Raw genomic sequence first — 20,172 nt, 5'->3', positions numbered from 1 at the left:
CATAATATGAAAAAAAAGTTCAATTTTAAAATCAGTAAGGAAGCTATTGTATACCTAACAGATGGGCAATTAAAATCAATAGCCGGGGGAGGGGAAACAAGTGAATATAATACTTCTTGCCCATCAAATTGTGTAGATGAAAATCCGGTTGTAACTGGTCCTGACGACTGTGGTGGTGGTGGTCCGTATACTATTAGTAGTAACTGTCCAACACAATCTTGTGTCCCAGGAACCAGTTATGCTGCTGGTTGCACAGGCTCTAATACAACAACTGTTGCAGGGTGCAATACCTCAGAATCAAATTGCATTTCGACAAGTGTCGGATGTGGATAATTTATTAGTTTATAGAACGAAGCTTGTCCAGTGGGGCAAAGCTTCGTTTCAATAGGCAGAAATTATATCAATTACTTTTTTAGGGAATTGGTTTAGTCATTATTTCACCACCCCGCCAATTTATGATCTCGTGCACCCCGCAGCAAAAACAGGAAATACTTCATTTTACCACAAACGTCAGAAATTTTATTCTACAACAAACCTTTAGAGAAACAGGCATTTTTAATGGAGCGAGCGGCATAAGTCTGTTCTGTTTTTATTATCAGCAGTTCGATCGTTCTGATGAATATATATATGACAAAGGCATAGATCTTTTAGACTTTGAATCTAATGCTTTAAATGATCAAGCGCCAGAAAATTATGCCTTTACTAATCTAAAATGGCTTATCTGGACTATTTCACATCTTAAAACAGAAGGCTTTATTGATCTTGACTCTTCAGATTATTTAGCATTAAAACCTTTGTTTCTTAATTACTATGACAAATACCTGGAAGAGGGAAATTACGACCTATTTTATGGATTTATAGGCCTTAGCCAATCCCTTTCTTTTTTCTGTGATTCGGATGAATTTATTAAATTAAATAAATCTTTTTTTTTAAAAACAGTTGAAAAAGAGGGCACTTTTTCTAAATGGCCATCTTTGTTTCTTGATAAATCTGGAACGTACAATTTTGGACTTGCCCATGGAATGCCGAGTATAGTTCTATACTTAGTTAAGTTATATGAATTAAACCCTAAAAGTGGTGAAACATTTAAGGAATTAGCCATCGGCTGTTGTAATTACCTTTTAGACAAAAAACAAGACTATAAAACTGTGGGTAGCTATTACCCCAACAATCAAAAAAATGATGCTGCGGAGAGCCAAGAAAGCAGATTAGCTTGGTGCTATGGTGACTTAGGTGTAGGTTACTGTCTCTGGAAAGCTGGCACCACATTTTTTGACGAAAAAATGGTTGCTGTAGGTTTAGAAGTGCTTTTAACCTGTGCTGCGAGAACAGACGTTAAATCGACTAAGATTGTCGATCTTAGCTTATGCCATGGTTCCAGTGGATTAATTTTGTTCTTCAAAAGACTTTATGAATTCACGGCCATGCAAGAATTTAAAGTAGCTGCTGAATACTGGATGTCTTTTACATTAAAGGAAATTGGTGCTGTAGATGATATTACATCTATAAGGGCATGGAAAGGTGATGAACAAAGATATGTATTCGAATCGGGCATGTTGATGGGGGTAGCAGGCATAGCTCTTGTTCTCTTGGAAATAGCAGAAGAAAAAAAATACTCTTGGAGTAAGTGGTTATTACTTTAGTTATTATTTATGTTGAATTATTATTCGTTAAAAAATTCCTTTTTAGTAAGAAGGCCATATTTCTCCTTATTTACATGGTATGATTTATTTAATGGCAATTATAATAAAAATATACATAACCTTTTTTCAAACAATCAAACCGCAAAAAAGGCATTATTTATTGCTTCTCCTGAGTTCTATGAAGTTCTTAAAAAGATTGACGGGGAAGATATAAATAAAAAATCTTTGCACACCTTAGCTAAATATGCATCAAGATTTTCATCGAGAGCTATACCATTCGGATACTTTTGTGGTGTAAATATGGGGCGTTTTAGTAGCGATTGCGTAAACAATTTTAATCAAAAAAGTGATCCCATTAAATCAACCTTATTAAAATTAGATAATGAAGTTATTTTTCAAATAGTCGAATTACTAATAAATGATGACAATATCTTAAATAAATTAAAATTCTATAGTAATCCAACATTTTATAAAACTGCTAAAAGATATAAATATATTGATTATGAAAATAAAGATAAACGAAGGCGATACGTTTTGAATCAATTACAAGACAATGCCGGCGTCTATCAGTTGATAAAGTTGTGCGAGAAAATGGCCGACTATAATCAGATCGAAAATTTCTATTCGGAGATTGGTGCAAAACGAGAAGATGTGATTGGCTATGTTCGATCCTTGATTCAAAATAAGATACTTTTTACTAACATCCATCCATGTATTACTAAACCAAATACATTATTGCATTTAGAAGATGAACTTATTAACAATGATATCGACTTCCTAACGAAAATCAATAAAATATTAACAGCTTATAACAGCAGGAAAAATGACGAAGTTGAAATTTTAGAAGACCTTCAAAACAACCTAAAAGATAATCTGAAGATTAATGTTAAAAATTATTTTCAGCTAGATTATGTAACGGATTACGATGACTATACTATTTCTTGCGATACTAAGGCAGATATTGAAAAAGCTGTTAATTTCCTTTGCATGCTCCCAAATAGATTATTGCAAAACCAGATGAGTGGTTTCATCACTAATTTTAAAGAGATCTACGGTAATACAGGTATTCCATTGTGTGAAGTGCTGGATGCAAGTTCGGGAATAGGCTATCCAATACAAGATTCAATAAAGAATGTTCCCTATAATATGTTCGAAAATATAACCTTTCGAAACAAACAAGTACGTACGCCTGCTATTAAGTGGGATTGGTTCGACGAAGTAATATTTAAGAAGTATATCGAATTTTGCGGCCAAGAAAATAAAACTCCAATACAACTATCAGTGAATGACTTACCAGAACATTTGCGCAAATTAAACTGTAAAACGAAACAATTAACCATTATGGCAGAAATAATCAATTCAGGTTCGAAAGATCCACTGGTTTATTTGAAAGGTCTAGGTGGTAAAACTCCACTTCAATTAATGGGAAGATATGGGCATCTTGATGAAAAAATAAATAATTTTTTAGTTGAGATTGCTAATGAGGCTAACGAAAAGCACAGTATTCAGGCGGAAATTTTAATTTTCCCTGAAGACAGGCTGGGAAATGTAACTCAACATGCACCAATACTAGATTATGAGATTCCAATATTTTCAAGTACAAGTGTATCTTCAGAAAAAACTATTCAACTTAAAGATCTACATATCTGCATTAAAGATGATAAGCTTATTTTATTTTCAAAAAAATTGAATAAAAATATACATCCTAGATTATGCAATGCCCATATTTATGATAATACCAATGTTCCAGTATACCGTTTTTTATGCGATTATGAGAACTACCTCAATTTACAGACAGCGCATAGCTTTAACTGGCCAGAAATTTTCTCCTCTGTAAATTATCTGCCGCGAGTGATGTTTAATAAAATAACAATTTCTCCAGCACGTTGGATAATTACCGAAGAAGAAATACTTACTCCGAATGTTGAATCCGCTCTCGAAAGTTTCTTAGCATCTCAAGGCATACCCCAGTTTGTTTATTTTAATGAAGGTGATAAGAAGTTATTACTGAATCTGAAAAATCCAGTGAACATCTCCATATTGTTGACAGAACTAAGAAAACATAAAAAAATAATGCTTGTAGAAGCATTTATAGAAGATAATATGAAAAATCTAAATAGAGAATCATATTTTCAAGAAGTTGTCTTAACCTTAATTAAAAATGACGCCAAAAACTAAGTTCTTTCTTCAGGATGGATGGGTCTATTTCAAAATATATTGTGATGAGATTAATTGTGAGATAATTTTAAATAAATTTCTTCGCCATTTTATTAATACTTTAAATCTTAAAAAATTAATTGAAAAATATTTTTTTATAAGATATCGTGATGAAAATGGATTTCATATCAGAGTTAGATTTCATTGTTATAAGGATATCTTATATCATCAAATAATCGATCTTCTATTAGTTAATGTAGATAAAAACAAAAGAATAAATAATCTCATTATTTCAATACAAATTGACACATATGAAAAAGAGATAATTCGCTACGGAAAAAAAACTATAGCAAAAATTGAACAAGTTTTTTGTATTGATTCAATGACTTGCCTTCACCTATTAGAAGTTGAAAAAGATATTAATATCCGATGGTTAAAATCAGTAGCATTAGTTAGCTTATATATTAAGTTAGCTAATCTGAGTATTCAGGATAGTTTTGGTCTAATGGAAAAATGTGCAGATTCTTACTTAGCAGTATTTAGTCCAGATAAAAAAGAGTTCAGTAAAATCAATGAATTTTATGCCAAAAATAAAAAACAAATTTATAAATACTGTGAAGAACCAGAAGCTAACTTAAATCTACCCATCCAATTTGTAACAACCTTAACAAATCATTTACAAGAAATTAAACAGTTAACAAAAATAAAGAACGAGCCTGATTTAAAAGATGTTTATAAAGACATAATCCACATGTCTTTAAATAGGTTTTTACCTAGTAATCCAAATAAGAATGAATTCGTAATTTATGAACTACTTAAAATATTTTATAAGTCTTCGCTTTATAAGAGCGTACAAAAAAGAAGATAATTATTTTGGAACTTCACATTTTATATTGTAGTTTTTGTATCAAGAGAATTTATTATAAATCCTAAAACTCTTCACGAAAAGAATCAGAATAACACTAAATTGAGAAAGGATTAAATGTCTCTACTTTCAATTGCATTTACTTCAGGTATATTATCAATTACTATGACGAACGTATTATTGCAATCAATTCCGAATGAATGGTCGACAAATACTTTTAAGTTAGAGTTATAAGTAAACCTATAACCAATATCATATCTCTTCAAATGTCCCGCAAGTGTGTACCGAAACAATACTTTAGACCTAATCCACATGTTCATCCTCCAAATTTGTTAAACCAACCTGTTTGCCAAATAATTCAAGCAATTGATTTACCTTATTTAGTCTAAGGGTCCTTTTCTCAGTTCTAATTCCCGAAGAAAACGATGTCCAACGCCCGCTTTAAATGCTAATTCTTTTTGTGAGAGCTTAACGAGCTTACGCTGCGTTTTTACAAATGTTGATAATGGAATGCTCATAATTATACTCTATGGGGTATAATTATGAGCATTCAAAAAATTACTTTGTTTATGTTTCATGAACAAACTATTAAAATGAACATCGCGATATTTTTAAAATAAAGCAGACAGCGAAGGACGAGTATGACCACAAACTCTGAATTTAATACCGGTTAGTATAGATAGTTGAAAAGAGTTCGTCTAGAAATTACAGGTGTTGGTCTAGTGGTTATTAGTGCTGGTATAATACAGGGTTTTTGCCTGCAACGTTTGATGTATCGCTGCGTCTTAATAACAAACAATAGCAAAACCTAAAAGATATGAAAACTCTAGCAAAAACAATATTCGCAGCAGCATTAATAGCAGTAGTATTTACTTCATCAGCCATGGCAAATTTTGCCGCTGAACCAGTTAAATCAGAAATAAAAACTTCTTTTTTATCAAAGTTCAACAGGATCTGGGTAAGTGGTAACGTGAAGCTGATCTTAACACAAGGTGATAAACAAAACGTAGAGGGTACCAGCAATTATGACGCTACAAAAACCTCAGTATCAACTGATGGAAAAACCTTATTCATCAATTCAGAGGAAACAAGTCAGGTAACACTTAACATTACCGTAAAAGATTTAGAAAGAATTGAAGCTTATGGACAATCGGTTGTGGTTACCAGCAATAATTTCGAGGTTAAATACCTTCAGTTATTTTTGAGCCAAAGTGCTACAGCGAAAATCAAAACAACAGCAGGCAGTTTATATACTATCGTTAAGGAAGATGCGGTATTAAAATTAAATGGTACTGCTGGTGAAAGTACAATGATTGCAAGCAACATGAAAAATGTAAAATTAGCTGACTTTGCCAGTCTTAAATCAGCATCGCATGCTTCTCAAGCAATCATGGAAGCGGAACAAAATGCAATGGTTTTATCAAAATAGAGAATATAAATCAGATAAGTTAAAGCTGCCCAAACGGGCAGCTTTTTTGTTATTTATCGAAACTGATGTGGTTCTCTCGGATCGGTTCCATAGTGCACAGACCAATTATTTGACCGCTTTCTGTCAAATTCTTAAGGTAATGAGAAACAATGTTTTTCCTTCAATTAGAATATACCTTTTGGCTTACTGGAATAAAAAGAGCATTAACATCGCGGCATATGCTTTTGATCATTAACTAAGTAATTCAAAACTTTTTTCATAAAAATGCCCCCAAATAAGTGTCTAACTTTTTGAGGGCGGTGTAAATACGCAGCCTCTTTATAGTTGCTTAGCTGCCAGTATCCCAAGTTTCAGGATCAATAAAATTTCGGCCAGGAGTGTTCCAACATGCTTCGGCAGGATCTTCATTTTTATATACCTGAAGATGCAAATGGATACCTGTAATATTTGTTCCTGCCGGCGCCTTTTTGCCGGTTTTGCCCAATATGGTATCTTTGGTTACCTTATCTTTTTCCTTTACTGCAATACTTGAACAGTGAAGGTACTGAAGTGTAACTGTTGAATCATGATCTGGCTTAATGGTAATGGTGCCCCAATCACCACCGATAGGAGCTACTACTTTACCGCTTACCCCGGCCTTAAAATCTTTTTCTACACCACCACTCCCAAAGTCGGTTCCCTTGTGCGGGCAGCCATCCCTATCTTCTCCAAATTTGGCTGTAATTTTGGTTAAACCAACCTTGGCTGCTGTAAAACCTCCTCCAGTTTTATGGACAGCATCTTTTTTTCTTTTTTTCATATATATGGTTTTTTAAGGTTATTGCTGTTTCTTCTCTCAATTAAATAAAAGCAACTCTGGTGCCTGGCACCGCTGCTAAACCGAAGCGTCTCTCCAAAAAATATAGTTATTGATAACATTAACGCCATAAACATGTTGAATTTCTCCACTTACCAGTAGTGGAGGCAGATCTGCTAACTTTAAATTATTATGGCATTCAATTTCATAAATCACAATTCTATGCTTCCCAAACAGCACTTTTTCAAACCAGATACCAAATTGCACCTCAAAGCGCTGATCGGTATAAGATAACGGAAATTTATCCAGGCCAGTTAACAATGGATGGTAACGAAGTTCGGTTTCTTGTGCTACGCTTCCCACATCTGTTCCATCTAATTTATATTGCTTTTTAAACAGTTTAGAAGGAATAACTTCCCAAAAGTCGCTATTCCCTTCTTCTTGAACACAAAGCACAAATTCAGATTTAAGCTCTTTTTTGGCAGTATTATCTTTAAAATATAGGCTGCTAATGGCTCCGGAAAGAGAGAATCTATCAACAGACTTATGCTTGAAGAGTACAAATGGATTTTTGAAATTCCTTCTTGGCCTGATAGCGAAGAAATCAGCCTTTACCGGATCGGATACCCGTAAATCTTCGGCATAAGCTGATGCGTTATCATTCACACTCCCACTTTGCATTGCATAGTTCGCCGATCGCGGCTGATAATTAACTAATCCAAATTGTACAAAAGGGCTGTGAAGGTCTAATTTCGCTTTATTATTGATCTTTAATTCAATATCGATATACCAAAGCCCCTGACTAGCATCATAATCAGGAGTATAACTGATCAGTCCTATTATTTCTGCCTTAGAAGCATAAAAGTCATCGAACTTCGGATCAAATTTTTCAATATAACGTTCTTCTAAAATATTAGCGTCAACATTAAAATTCGCTCTGCCGAGTTGATGGTTAGAAAGGGCTAAACGATCGTCAAAATTGTCCATTACGGAATCTATTCCAGCATGGCTTACATAGCCCTTCAATTGTTCTTGATAAATAGACTTGCCGTCATTGATTAATATTCCCAAACGGCCATCTTTCCCCATCAATGAGTTATGATAGTAAATCCGATAGCGCTCATAATAACTTACTGTAAGTTTTTGGTCATCCCTAACGATTAAGGGTATAATCTTTTCTACCACAGGAATCTCTGGTTTTAGATTATTGAACAGATATCCAGCCCACGCTTTGTTTTCTAAACCTGGTTTCGAATAGCTGATAGGGTTAAAAACCGCTGCAGGTTTAATTGTTTCCTTTGACCACCGGCCAAAATACGCTTTATCAATCTGGTTCGTCTCAATGGCATTAATATCTTCGAAATACGAAATGTATTTCGAAGTATTGCGAACCTTGAAAACTGATGGCGTGAAATAATGTATCGGAAATGAGGGCTCAAACTCGAAAACTATGGTGTTTTTAAGGTTGCTTGAAGCAATCTCATCAGCTCCTATTTTACTCGGATGGGGCGAAGAAGCATCTTCAGGATTTTTGAACTCATATTTACCCAAAAACACAAAGCCTCCGGTAGCCGCCTCGCTTTTCTTTTCCGCTATGCTTTTTTGAGCCTGACGCTTATTTAAGCTATAATCATCCCAAAGGCCATATAATTCCAACTCTCCTGTTGGTTGTGTACCTTGAACCTGTAACTCTCCCCAATGGTTCAGGTGTTCAAAATTCAACTCTACTTTTGCTATTACCGAATTTACAGCGCGGTTGGGTGTGCCTTTCTTGAACTTGGTAAAACTTATATCCAAAATTTCTGGGTCGAAAAGTGGCTTCTGAAGAGCTGATGTGAAACTTAATACGATTACACCGCAATGAAGTGGATTTACAGTCATATCACCTTCCATTTCCTCTTGTAAAGTTTTGAGCAGAACTGGCGCTTGCTCAAAACAAGCAAAATCTTTATTATAGGTTGGTCTGCATTCTGCGAAAATTTGTTTTCCTTCAGGTACATAGATCGTTAACACCTGTGTTTTTAAATCCTTGGCAACAAAGGCTGCTTTAGGTTTCGATCGTACCAGCTTAACCGTCCAAGGCTGTAATTGAGGATAAAAACCTTTTTTAAGTTCGCAAAATGTGTCAGGATAAATCGTGTTATCGGCGCGCTGAGTACAATCTTTATCATAATAGAATTTAAAATTAAAGCCGTTTACGATAGGATCAGGCAGATAATTTAATTTACCCGAGTAAACCGGAGGTTGAGCAGTTCCACCACAATAGGCGCCACAGTTCTGTTTACAGGTTTTGCCTTTTAATTCATCGCCCGGTTTTAATTCGCATTGATATTTGTTATAAAAAGGGAATAGTGCTAAAGAGGAAAGATTTCTACTTTTGGCGAAGGGATCATTATTTTCAAAGTCATACCATAAATAGGTTTGAAAGGTAGGCACGGGTGGTGGAGATAATAAACGGATACATTCGTCATTGTTAAGCAGCGTTCCTTTACGGATTACCAGATCGTTTACCGTTTCTCCGGTATACTGTAGTTTAGTTTTTTTTGTGCCAAGATGGAAAATATCTTCATTCATTGAAACAATGACATCTTTGATATGCTCGTGGCGCAAGAATTTTGCGGGTTCAGAAATATATCCATTTAGCGATGTAGTATGCTCAATAAGCCAATTCTCATCCACGGGTGAATAGCCATTTATGTACTGCATGGCCATTACATATTCATAAGTCCTTGTTTCACTAAACTTTAGGTTTGGCACTGTTTTCTCCTCGCTTTGCGACTTGAAAATGAAGTCTCTTGCTAACACATACTTTGCATTTACCTTCTTTTTAAAAGGAAAATAATCTTCAGCTATCAGCTTCTTATTTGCCATAACCAAAGCGGTTCTTTCTGGTGGCGCGACATTTACTTTTTCTGCAAAGGCTAATACTTCTTCATCTTTTTGGGTTTGTTCATCATCATGCTCCTTTTCATAATGTTTTAAAGGATTTCGGCTGCTAACGGTTGTACCATCGAAATGAAATAGAAATCCGGTATTAATACCTTGCAGTTGAGGATCATTTGTAGCCGGGTCTACTACTAAACTATTTATAAAAGAGTCGGTATTGATTGCAAGATCGGTTTTTTCAAAAACCTTATTTAGTTTTGAGGCTTCTCCAAAATATTCTTTAACCCTGCTTAAAGAATGCCAGTTTGAAACAATCTTACCATCCTCTTTAATACGCTGATAAATAACAAATCCATTTAATATATCGTGCTCATAAATGTCAGTAGCTGGTCTGGTTGTTTGATTTGGATCATATTTTAACCACTCTTCATCTGTTACAACCAGCTGATGTCCTTTGGTCTGTATGTTAACCACGCGGTTATTCAATTTTGCAGCTGCTTTATTAAGCGTATTCAATATGATCTGACTGGATTGGATAGCCACTTTTTCAGTAGATTTTAGATCAGGATCAATTGCTGCCTTCGATTTTAAAAACGTTGCCGAATCTAACTTCAGGTTTGCGAGCGTAGGATTTTGCCTTATGCTGTCCTTTGCCTGGGCATAATTACGTACCACACTCTCTGATTCGTGTGTAACAATCCTAGCTTTATCTGCTAGTTTTACAAGTGCACCAGCATAAAATTTTTGGTATTTGGCATCTATCGGTGCTGGTAGAATTGCATTAAGGCCAGGTTCTTTTACAATTTTTGTTCTATATTGAAAGTCTATATTATCGTTAATTAACTTATGGAACGGGCTTGTATTGTTAGCTGAAGATAATTCTACACTTAGTTCATTAGAGTTAAACTCTGATATTGGAATTTCAAAATCAACAAGGGTAGTTAGAAACCTACGAACCCCCAAATTCCCACCAAGTTTATGTACCGCTTCTTTAATATAAATAGGTTCGTTTATTATAGTGGCTGCAATGCGCTGGAAACCAATCATTAGCCGCATTGCTTTTTGATTTTCAGGTGATAGCTTGGCCAGTGCTTCGGGAGCCAAGTTAGTAATCTGATTATGCTTATAAAGATCTGCCGCTTTGCCCAGTTCTATAAACCTTAGCTCGTTCGCGCCAATATCTGCCTGATATGCAGCTCCAATACCCTCCATTACCGATTTAGGTAATATTTTTGAACTCGCCAAAAGCGGGTGCGATTCGATGCCGTTCATTACCCGATCTACATTTTCTGGAAAATTTGCCTTCGAAGCTAAAAAGTTCTTCTTCATCGCCTCGGTTATTGGGGCAATTGTAGGGTAAGCAGCAATGACCAACGGCAATGGTTGGCTCGGCAAAACCCTAAGTGTATCCGTACTAGCTGTACCTACCCTTAACGGGTCAACTTCCTTCTTTCTAGGAACGAAACTATCCTTTGCTACTTCATTGTAACCTAAAAATTCGGCCCAGAGTTTTGCTGCATCCTTTGCCGTGTTAACATCAAGCTGTTTTCTTGCAATTAGCGGAATATCCTTGCCTTTTGCCTGTTTAAAGATCAGCTGGCCATTTTTATGCATAAATCTGGCCAATTCAGGGAATTGAAGAACAGTTTCTTTCCACCTTGTAATCTCTTTTTCGTTAGTTTGTTTGCCAGTTAATACATCATGATCCGTATTCAGTTCAAAACATAGTGAGAGTTGAAATTTCCCATCTTTAACTTCCCCTGGAATAATGAAAGTGTTAAATATCGTTGTACCCATGTTTTTAATGTCTGTAAAATGTGTGATTAAATTTTGCCCATTCACTTGATGTCAAAGCTTGATACTCATCTTCCAGGAAACTATAATCGAAAAGATCGTTTTCAGTTTCTCTCAGCGTTTTAACCAGGCTAGACAATGCACTGCGTTCATTGCTACTGCGTTTACTTTCAGCGCCAGCCAATTTTTTCGAATAGGAACCTGTAAAAGATTTTCTTACAAAGCCAAGTTTGGCAGAATAGGTCACCTTGCAGCCCCCTGTTACATAGCTATTGTGGCTTCTTACGTACATATATAGCTTAGCAGAAGCACTGATAATCCAAACACTCAATACCCCTTCGGCAACAAAGTAGCCTTCCAGAATTACGCCTGTATCATCCTTTCTAAAAAACAGCCCAATCATAAACCTAACTTCTCCTTTAATTGGCCCCATTTGAATTCCAACAAGGGCTCCCATCTCAATCGCCATTTCTATAGATTTTAACCCATTTTTTGGCTGGGCGGTTAGTGCGCAATAAAATCCACCTCCATAAATTCCCGCTGCGATTGTTGCTTTAGCTTCAGGTTTTGCCAACATAAAAGTTAGCTCCATTGGTTTGCGATCGAAAAATATCTGCAGGATAACACTAATGGAAATATTGGAGAACATAAAACCAGGTGTAGAAATGCTAAACACTGGAGAGGTGTAGCCAATAGCTACGTTGGTTGGGCGGATCATGATACTAAAACCATCTCCAAGCCCTCCCATCAGCTCTTCTAATTTTTGTACAAAAGATAATGCTCCATCAAACTTCACATCCCTTATGCTCACATTCATTTTAGTCTTGACCGATGAGCCTGTTACAAACTTGAGATGGGCAAAATCTACAGTCAACGCACTTAAAAAGGTAAGACTGAAGTTCGTTAAAGAATTCTCCGCATATGTTTCAATCCTGTCGATAACATTGGGAAAATTTAATGGATTGATATGTACAACTGTTTTTACATCAGCTTTGAGCTTAGTTGGCGGGTTAGACTGCGGATTAAATTGAAGAATGCCCATGTTGGCAGTTTTAAAATTGCCAGTCTCCCACAGATATTTAAATTCTTCAGTTTTAGGTGTAGTTAAGATTTTTTTGATCCGCTCGAACTCCGCTTTAAGTGCTCTTATTCTACTGATATCAGTTATTCCTTCAAGCCTTGCATACATTTCCTTTTCGATCTGTTCAACTACGTTTTTAGCCCTGTTTACCAATAAAGCCTCATAAGCTTTGAGATTGGTGGTTAGGGCTAAAACTGCGCTATCAAATTCGGTTTTAAGGGATTGTATCAACTGTGCTTTTTGAGCGGCACCAAATAAATTTATTGCTTTGATTTCGTCTGTTATCGCCTTTTCAATTTCTTCAGTAACACTTTTCTCAATATTGCCAACACTGTCCCAGGCTGCATTTAAGGTTTGGAGCCCCGCTTTTGGATCAACTATAAGTCCTATGTACTGCTGTAATTTGGCTTCTCTTTCCTTTGCCTTTTTGATCGCCAAATACTCCGCTTGTTTCAATACTTTCTTTAATTCCGATAGCGTGGTATTTTCCAGATCGGCAAAGTCGCGCTTCATCTCTTCATACCTGTCTACGTAGTAAGAAAAAGAGGCTTTATTTAACAACCTGAGTATGCTAAAAAATTGCTCCGCGGCAGCCTTTTCTGCCTCATCTGTGATACCCTTAATCAGCTCATTGTAACAAAGAAGGATGGTTTTGACCTTTTCATACAATGAATTTCGAATTGAATCCTGAAGTTTAGTTAATTGGGCCCGCCGTGCATTTACCTCTGCTTTCAACGCTACTTCTCCTGCAGTATACCTGGCCAATAGCTTATTGTATTTTTCCTGTAGCAACAAAACACCTTCAGATAGATCTGTTTTTGAAAAATAGGTTTCAAAACTTACACCGATCAGTAAATCAACCCCGCCGCTTTTAATATCAGCAAGCGGTTTTTTAAACTGTGCAACCGCAGTATCAATATCTGTAAAAACTTTCGAATCTATGAGTGCTAAACGGGCTTTAAGCTCCTCTTCCGAATCGGGTAATTTAGCAATTAGCGCTTTTAATTTGCCTTCAAAGGCAACCCCATGCGTGGTAATATATGTTTTAAAACCGTCAAAATTAGGCCGGAGATTGTAAATCTCCCGAACAACTTCATCTATAACAGTTTGTTTGGCCTTAGCCAGTTCTGCATTAAGATAGTCGAATGCATTTAACCGCTCTTTTTCAAAAGCTAGTTTGCCCGCAGTTTTAATTTTATTTACATCAGGAATTAGTGCTAAAAAATCATTTTTGGCTGCATTTAGTCTTGTGTTTAGCTCAACCAGCTTAGTTTTACTTGTATCGTAAATATTTTTTAGCCTGATAATTTCTTTGCTAACCGCTTCAACTTTTGCAATGGCTTCCAATATGATTGGAATATTGGTAAGTTGTTTAATATAAGCTTCAAAATTTTCAATCTGCGCCAAAAGCTTATCAGCGGCAAAAGCAGGTGTCCCCCCGGCATCAGAAATTTCACCTAAAATACTGATGAGGCTGACGCCAACAATTTCTGCATCCGTACTAAAAATATCTATAGCTTTTAAAACTTTGTCAACGGAAGCATCTTTAGCTATTGGGTTTTTTGGCTTCCACTGTTCATTGATATCTTCTGGATAGGTAAGTCCCTCTTCCCCAAATGCAATCAATTTATTCTTGATCCCAGGATTGATCATTCCTCCTGTACGATCACCAGCTTCATTAAAAACTTCTTTAATTCCTTGGTAACCACTATTTAAGGAAGTAATAGTTTCAAGACCGGTGTCAGCACCACCCGCAAAATTTTTGATCTTACCAGCCATGAAATCTGGACATTGTTCTAAAATAACTTTTGCTGGGTTTCCATTAACCTCAAAAAAATTAGAAAGGTATGCTTTATTAAATTTAACCAGCGATGGCAATGGGGTTTGACTATACTGTTGGTAATGGTCTATGTAAACCTTCGCGCGTGATATTTGTGGATAAATCACAAAATCGGCCCGGTCAAACACATTTTTTACGCCTGGTATTGGGTTGGCTACGGTAAAATAGTAATCGCTGTACTCGGCTTTTAGTTGGTTGATCTTGTTATCCACCCCACTATTTTGGGCATCTAGCGTAGGATCATCTGGCGTAAAGGCTATCAACTGGTCCTGCAAATTCATCCTCAACTTTACACCATCATCAAATTTTACCATATCTGATGTCAATAGCGATGACAGATCTTTACTACAGAAAAAATCTCTTCTCATAAAGAAAATCGGATGTTTTACCGCTTTGTCGGTTTTTTTCCCATTCTGATCGTAATAGTCAAATTCGAGCTGCATTAAATCAGCATTTGTGCCGGAAGAACGTTCAGTGTACACCCAAAAATTGTTGGTGCAATCCTGTACCACTTTGATCGGAGGAGTTCGCTTAAACCTGGTTGTAATCCTACTGAAATAGACCTGGTTATCATAATGTTCAAGCTTTGGCATTCCAGGAATCTCTTTTGGGGCAGTATACTTGAAATTTGCTCGTGGTTTATTTGAGGGCGAAGGAAATGACTTATCGGTTTCAATAATTTCAACAAATTCCTTGTAATCAATGAAACAAACCCCTCCAATTTCCTTTCGTTCGGCAATTTTAACATGTAATGCTTTTTGAGCGGTGGGTGCAATAACCCCTATCCTTGACACTTTTATAAAATTATCTCTACCTTCTTGAAAATGATGCTCGTATTCTGCTAATGAAATACTTGGATCAATTCCATCAAGGTTATGATTTTTATAAGAAAATTTTAAGGTTGCACCCGAAGCACCTAGTAGGAACGGACCTTTTGCTTTGATATCGAAGCGCTCTTCTGCGTTGCGCTGTTGATTTAAAAACAACAACTCAACCTCATCCAGTAGCGATGGCAAATATTTATCGTCTGGTATTCCTGCGGTTACGCAAGCACAGGGATCATCTGGATTGGGAATTTTAAATTTCGCATCACTAAAAAGACCAATCGCTCTGAGTGCTGGAGGTACTGTAATTGGGGTGATACCATCAATTTTTTGAATAAACCGCATTTCTAGATTTCCCCTCTCCAAAACCCGGCGTTTGATTGGAGATTGATTCTTGGGATAAACCAAAAAAGTCTGATCGGATAGCTGATAATCATTTTGCGTTATCGTGATGGCGATATCTTTATTGTTCTTGTGCGGAGCAAGCAATAAACCTGCAGGAAGTTCAAAAAAACTCAAATGTCTGGTATCATCACCTAATAATTTGGTAATTATGCCCTTGTAATGATCTATTTGAATGAGCGTCTTTTCAAGACTAGGTTTAATGAAAGCTTGATCTACAGCAGCTGGTGAAGCAAATGACTGAAAATTACCACTTTGATCAAATGTGCTTAAAAGTTTAAAAGTACGCTGATTTTCCCAATCCATTAGCTCAGCAGTACGGTACTTGATTTTTCTTTTCTTCGGTTTTCCTTTCCAATCTGGCCAAAGCTCAAAAGCTAAAAATGAGTGTCCGGATAATTTAGCTTCTTGTTGCTTATTGGGTGCAGTATTTGGAGTTGGCTGGCTAAAATACTTTTCGTGGAGACTTTGGGGCGGAATCTGTATAACAATAAAAGCATTTTCTGCTGTTGGCACTAAATGATTGCCATCAAACTCAAGGTTAAAGAGATACATACTTAAATTAAGTCCGTTCTCTTGGTTGATGTGGATACCCCTGGTAAGAAGCCTACTATTTCTTTCAGTTTGTGCGCAGCCTTCGAGCATGCCCACCATAGGATAAAGTGCGGCCACTGTACCTGTTTGTACAAGAAACGTGCGCCTTGAAATTTGCTTCATAACTGAGAGTATTAATATAAATACGCATTAATGAAAGTTTGTTGTTTGGTACTTAGCAGTAATTCATGGCCCGGAAGTAAACATGTACTTCTTTGCTTTCAGTTGCATGTTTTTTGTCTCGGTCCATGTCATTTGTTTATTTGCTTTCAAGTTAATTATTAAAGCAGGGCAAGCAAATACCTAAAACTAGGTATTTATTTGCCCTGCCAACTTATCATATCACAGAAGAATGAATTTTTTGAGGATAACAGCAGACGCTCTGCCATTAAGGTGAGCACCTGCATGAAATAACTGGCATCAACGTTTTTTGATTCGCTTAGCCTGCGCTCCAATTTTTGAAAAAGACTTATCCCTTTTGCGTTTTTCGTACCCGTAAGCAGAAAAATTTAACCTCATTGTTGTGATTCCATTCTGACTTGTCAAGTTGAGCTTCTCGATGAATCGGGACAAGTAGTCGAAACGCTTTGCGAGGCAACTGCACTGCCATCTTAATGCAGGGGGCAAAATCCTATTTACAGCATACGTCATTCACAGTAAAGTAGCTTTAACTTCTAATTTCCCTGCGCATAAAAAGGTAATAAGCAATGGCAAAACAACCTGTACTGGCGGCAATCATCCCGCTTAACTGGGGCCATACAATCATCAGGCTTTCTTTTACCGGCAGCGGACTGGGAATGGCACCTGCCATTTGCTCCATACTCATGGGCCCCAGGCTCCGTATCGATGGCATCAATAATGTGGTGGCTGCATCGGTATAAAGCTGGTTGGGTGCAATCCGCATAATATCCAAGATAAATTCATTGTAGCCCATTACCTGCGCCTGCGTAAGGTAGGCCGGGTCGGGTAAAAAGGCCCTTATAACCAGGTTAACGATAATCGGATAAAAAACAGTAAAGAACAGCCACAGCCCCAGGGCGCTCAGTGCAGCAGTTGCCGGCTGCCTAAAAACAATAGAAAGCAGGATCGATAAACTTAAATAGAAAGCCACGTAAAGAAGGGTTACAAAAACAAAACCCAATATTCTGATCAGTTCCTGTGCTTCCAACCTAACGCCTGTTAACACCAGCCCGCCGCCGATCATCAGTAGGGTGAGCGAAAGAAAAAGCATGCCTACTATCATTATCGCACTGCTAAATTTAGCCAGCAACAGGTTATCCCTGTAAATCGGCTGTGCCAAAAGCCGGGTTAAAGTGCCGTTGTTCTGCTCCGAATTAATGGCATCAAAGCCCATGCTAATGCCAAGCAGCGGTGCAAGAAAACTGAGCAGCACATGGAAAGGCGGCATGGCATTATCTGTTGATGTAAGCAGCTTTAGGTACATAAAGGCATGGTCTGGATCGTTTGTATTGGTAAAGGCCGTTCTGATATTGCTTACCGACACATATAAAGAAGCCACAAAGGTTAAAAGCACCAAACCAAGCAGTACCAAAAAGCGCCAGCTCCTGATGTGATCGGCAATCTCTTTTCGGATGATTACGCCAAAGGCGCTGTTTGGCTGAAATGAGCCTGTATATTTCTTATTTTTTGTTCTGCCCGAAGAAAGCGCGCTTGAAGATACCGCTTGATTTTCCATGATTTAGATTTTCATTAAAACTACTTTCAAAATATTTCTGATAGATCTCATCCAGGCCATACTCCTTACGGCTTACCTGTAAAATGCCGTAACCCTTTTCCACTAAATGCTTAACAATGCTAGGGGTAATATCATGCTGGGTGATAAACTCCAGCGTATCGCCAGAAATGCCGATAGCTGTAACCGCCTCCCATTGCCCCATTTCAGCTTCCAATGGCCATGGCTGCTCAATTAACTGCGCTGTTTTAATGGTGGTAACCGCACCTTCTTTGCCAAAAAGGTTCGCAGAAAGCGAGGCAATATCGCCCTGGGCCAACAGTTTCCCGCCAACAAATATGCCCACACGGTCGCATACCTGTTGTACATGGTGCAGGTGGTGCGAAGAGAGCAAAACGGTTAGCCCCTGCTGCTCGCTCAGGGTTTTAATCAGGCTTAAAAATTCTTTTACCCCTGCAGGGTCTATGCCGAGTGTTGGCTCATCGAGAATAATTACCTCGGGGTTTTTGATCAATACATCGGCCAGGCCCAGCCGCTGTTTCATGCCACGCGAAAAAATGCCGGCTTTTTTATCCATGCTGCCGGCAAGCCCCACTACATTAAGTACAGCTTTGGCCCGGTCTTTTAATGTACTTTCGTCCAGGTTGTTCAGCCTGCCTAAATAAATTAAATTTTCGAGGGCCGTCATGTGGTTATAAAAGCCCACACTATCGGGCATATAGCCCACCTTCTGCTTTACTGCAATAGGGTTTTTGGTGGCATCATATCCGCAAACACGGGCAGTACCGCTATAAGGGTCGGTTAGCCCAAGCATCATTAATATGGAGGTGGTTTTGCCCGCGCCGTTTGGCCCGAGCAATCCAAAAATCTCACCCCGGTACACGTCCAGGTTCAGTTCGTCAACCGCCTTAAAGGTACCATAGCGTTTGCTTAGGTTCCTGAGTTGTATAATAGGTTCCATCTTATTTTTGTGCTGTTAAAGAATGGATTATCTTCTGCCGTACCTGCGTATAAGGTAGTATACACTGCCAATGGCGAGCACAATCACCAGGATACCGATCCAGCCAGAAAGCAATGACGTTTTAACAAACATGCGGAACGCCAGCTGCGTGTTCGCATTGGCACCCGAAAGGCTAAAAGTTGCCGCATAATCTCCGGCTATGGTTTTATCGGGCACTTTTAGAAAGGCGGTAACGGCTACGCTTTTTCCGGCCTCAAGTTTACTGATCTTGGCTGGCTCGAAACGCACTTCCCAGCCGCTCGGCAGCTGGCTGCTCAGCTCCAGCTCGTTCAGGGCCAGTGTGCCGGAGTTTTTAACCTCCAGCTGGATATCTTTATGCCCGCCCGAGCTCACCTCTTCACTAAGCCTTCCGCTCGGTGTACTCATGGTTACGCCATACGAGCCTTTTACTACTGCTTCGAGCTTAAGTAAAAGGGTATCATCGGCCGAAACGGCTTTAAGAGGGATATTGTATTTTTTAGGTGATGCATTTGCACTGGCATTAATCTCCACTGCAATTTCCTGGCTTTTGCCCGCATCCATATTGAGCGAGGTAACCTGGCTGCCCTCTACTTTGTAACTCACTACCCACCCCTCCGGCAGTGCTGCCTTCAGCTCGTAAATAGCCTGCTTTTTGGTTCCATTATGCAGGGTGGTACTGTACCTAAAAACTTCATTCGTGGCCGCCTCAATATTGATCAGCTTTGCCGTAAAGGCTGATGGGCCAGCCTTGGCTTCGTTTAAGGGTTGGGCAATAGTGGCCAGTGATGGCGCAAAAAAGATGATGAAAAAAAGCGCAAATCTTCCCGATAAGCGAAAACGGTTAAATGGTAATGCTGATAACATGATCTAAAATCAAAAAATAAATAATTGCTCTAAAAAATGCTTTCCTGTTTGTTTATCTGATGGAGGTTCAAAAAAAAACAACAAAATAATATTTTCAAATTCCTTTAACATTTTTTAACAATTGGCGGGTTAAGGCAGGCCAGCGATTTTCGGCATTACGCGGGTTACAAAGGCTGCGCTTTGAGTTTATACGGTTTTCCCGAAAACGATTAGCTCAAACCGTTGATGATGAACAACCGTTCGTCTAGAAATTACAGGCGTTGGTATAGCGGTTACCAACACTGGTATAATACCGGGTTTTTGCCTGAAACGTTTGATGGGC

At 37.9% G+C, this 20,172-nt stretch carries 11 protein-coding genes; 5 read left to right on the top strand and 6 right to left on the bottom strand.

The window, feature by feature from the left end:
- Window positions 1-6 precede the first annotated feature (6 nt).
- The 5 genes from AC1RJ8_RS10320 (at window position 7) to AC1RJ8_RS10300 (ending at window position 6,094) form a co-directional block, all read left to right on the top strand.
- Window positions 7-333, top strand: coding sequence for a hypothetical protein (locus AC1RJ8_RS10320; RefSeq protein WP_492953736.1), 327 nt, complete (start codon window positions 7-9; stop codon window positions 331-333).
- 122 nt (window positions 334-455) lie between these two features.
- Window positions 456-1,643 carry a lanthionine synthetase LanC family protein gene (locus AC1RJ8_RS10315; protein ID WP_492953735.1) on the top strand — a complete coding sequence of 396 codons (1,188 nt, stop codon included), beginning with the start codon at window positions 456-458 and terminating at the stop codon, window positions 1,641-1,643.
- A 9-nt stretch (window positions 1,644-1,652) separates the two neighbouring features.
- On the top strand, window positions 1,653-3,821 hold the full coding sequence (locus AC1RJ8_RS10310) for a lantibiotic dehydratase family protein (RefSeq protein ID WP_492953734.1): 2,169 nt from the start codon (window positions 1,653-1,655) through the stop codon (window positions 3,819-3,821).
- Window positions 3,805-4,668 (top strand): thiopeptide-type bacteriocin biosynthesis protein, encoded by an 864-nt coding sequence (locus AC1RJ8_RS10305; protein ID WP_492953733.1) that lies wholly within the window; start codon window positions 3,805-3,807, stop codon window positions 4,666-4,668. The genes AC1RJ8_RS10310 and AC1RJ8_RS10305 overlap by 17 nt, the downstream gene beginning before the upstream one ends.
- Window positions 4,669-5,482: 814 nt before the next feature.
- Complete coding sequence (locus tag AC1RJ8_RS10300; RefSeq protein WP_492953732.1) at window positions 5,483-6,094, top strand: GIN domain-containing protein; 612 nt, start codon at window positions 5,483-5,485, stop codon at window positions 6,092-6,094.
- A 328-nt stretch (window positions 6,095-6,422) separates the two neighbouring features.
- Here AC1RJ8_RS10300 and AC1RJ8_RS10295 read toward each other — a convergent pair whose 3' ends face one another.
- From AC1RJ8_RS10295 to AC1RJ8_RS10270, 6 genes are all read right to left on the bottom strand, one after another.
- Window positions 6,423-6,893, bottom strand: coding sequence for a M23 family metallopeptidase (locus tag AC1RJ8_RS10295; RefSeq protein ID WP_492953731.1), 471 nt, complete (start codon window positions 6,891-6,893; stop codon window positions 6,423-6,425).
- A gap of 75 nt (window positions 6,894-6,968) precedes the next feature.
- A complete protein-coding gene (locus AC1RJ8_RS10290; RefSeq protein WP_492953730.1) occupies window positions 6,969-11,573 on the bottom strand; it encodes a hypothetical protein in 4,605 nt (1,534 codons plus the stop codon).
- Window positions 11,574-11,577: 4 nt separating this feature from the next.
- Window positions 11,578-16,434: a hypothetical protein gene (locus AC1RJ8_RS10285; protein ID WP_492953729.1), complete on the bottom strand. Its 4,857-nt coding sequence runs from the start codon at window positions 16,432-16,434 to the stop codon at window positions 11,578-11,580.
- Between the two features lie 544 nt (window positions 16,435-16,978).
- A complete protein-coding gene (locus tag AC1RJ8_RS10280) occupies window positions 16,979-18,007 on the bottom strand; it encodes an ABC transporter permease (RefSeq protein WP_492953728.1) in 1,029 nt (342 codons plus the stop codon).
- The gene (locus AC1RJ8_RS10275) at window positions 17,952-18,965 is read right to left on the bottom strand and encodes an ABC transporter ATP-binding protein (RefSeq protein ID WP_492953727.1); all 1,014 of its coding nucleotides are present in this window, start codon (window positions 18,963-18,965) and stop codon (window positions 17,952-17,954) included. The genes AC1RJ8_RS10280 and AC1RJ8_RS10275 overlap by 56 nt, the downstream gene beginning before the upstream one ends.
- 27 nt (window positions 18,966-18,992) lie before the next feature.
- Window positions 18,993-19,850 (bottom strand): COG1470 family protein, encoded by an 858-nt coding sequence (locus tag AC1RJ8_RS10270; RefSeq protein WP_492953726.1) that lies wholly within the window; start codon window positions 19,848-19,850, stop codon window positions 18,993-18,995.
- Between the last annotated feature and the right edge of the window lie 322 nt (window positions 19,851-20,172).

It is taken from the genome of Pedobacter sp. GW822-FHT03F06 (assembly GCF_058801365.1).
This window is presented reverse-complemented; position numbering and strand designations above follow the sequence as displayed.

Bases quoted from the DNA above. Each gene is read 5' to 3' on its own strand.
- AC1RJ8_RS10295 (WP_492953731.1), bottom strand. From the start codon at position 6,893: ATGAAAAAAAGAAAAAAAGATGCTGTCCATAAAACTGGAGGAGGTTTT.
- AC1RJ8_RS10270 (WP_492953726.1), bottom strand. From the start codon at position 19,850: ATGTTATCAGCATTACCATTTAACCGTTTTCGCTTATCGGGAAGATTT.
- AC1RJ8_RS10280 (WP_492953728.1), bottom strand. From the start codon at position 18,007: ATGGAAAATCAAGCGGTATCTTCAAGCGCGCTTTCTTCGGGCAGAACA.
- AC1RJ8_RS10275 (WP_492953727.1), bottom strand. From the start codon at position 18,965: ATGGAACCTATTATACAACTCAGGAACCTAAGCAAACGCTATGGTACC.
- AC1RJ8_RS10285 (WP_492953729.1), bottom strand. From the start codon at position 16,434: ATGAAGCAAATTTCAAGGCGCACGTTTCTTGTACAAACAGGTACAGTG.
- AC1RJ8_RS10310 (WP_492953734.1), top strand. From the start codon at position 1,653: ATGTTGAATTATTATTCGTTAAAAAATTCCTTTTTAGTAAGAAGGCCA.
- AC1RJ8_RS10320 (WP_492953736.1), top strand. From the start codon at position 7: ATGAAAAAAAAGTTCAATTTTAAAATCAGTAAGGAAGCTATTGTATAC.
- AC1RJ8_RS10315 (WP_492953735.1), top strand. From the start codon at position 456: ATGATCTCGTGCACCCCGCAGCAAAAACAGGAAATACTTCATTTTACC.
- AC1RJ8_RS10300 (WP_492953732.1), top strand. From the start codon at position 5,483: ATGAAAACTCTAGCAAAAACAATATTCGCAGCAGCATTAATAGCAGTA.
- AC1RJ8_RS10305 (WP_492953733.1), top strand. From the start codon at position 3,805: ATGACGCCAAAAACTAAGTTCTTTCTTCAGGATGGATGGGTCTATTTC.
- AC1RJ8_RS10290 (WP_492953730.1), bottom strand. From the start codon at position 11,573: ATGGGTACAACGATATTTAACACTTTCATTATTCCAGGGGAAGTTAAA.